Annotated in this window: 1 protein-coding gene; it reads left to right on the top strand. The window is 44.9% G+C overall.

Annotated features, from left to right (window positions below; all coding sequences use genetic code 11):
- Window positions 1–559 (top strand): Mu transposase domain-containing protein (locus D0T60_RS06135; RefSeq protein WP_407925790.1); only part of this gene is annotated, 559 nt, incomplete at its 5' end.
- Window positions 560–568 lie beyond the last annotated feature (9 nt).

Genomic DNA, 568 nt, shown 5'->3' on the forward strand with positions numbered 1-568 from the left:
CTCGTATACGGATTTAAAGGTATCATCTAATTGCTGTATATACCTTGGTAGAGATAAGCATTACTATACGGTACCATGCCAGCACATCGCAAAGACAGCGCATGTTGCATATACCCGTACTTTGGTGAAAATCTACATCGAAGGAGAGCTTGTTGCCACACATAGAAGAGACTATAGACAGGGCAAATATACTATCGTAGAGGAGCATCTGGAGAGTCATTCAAAGGCATATCGCCAGATAAGTGCAGGCAAGTATATAGAGCGTGCTAGTCACGTTCTAAAGGAGCTTGGTGATGTAGTACACCACATTTTTTACAACTCGAATATGCCACCTGAAGTACATTACAGAGCATGTGAAGGATTGCTGCAACTGCAACGCAGCAGTGATCCGACTATCTTTCGAATAGCCTGTCAGACAGCTTTGAAGTACGGACGATGCAACTATGGCTTCATACGCTCACTCGTAGAAAGCAAGTGCGCCGGGGTATCCGCCTCACAGCCCGACCTTTTCTCTCCTGGCGAACATGAGAACATACGCGGAAAAGAGCAGTTTAAATAATAAGCTGCA

It is taken from the genome of Bacteroides sp. 224 (assembly GCF_010500995.1).
In the GTDB taxonomy this organism is placed as follows: domain Bacteria; phylum Bacteroidota; class Bacteroidia; order Bacteroidales; family Bacteroidaceae; genus Bacteroides.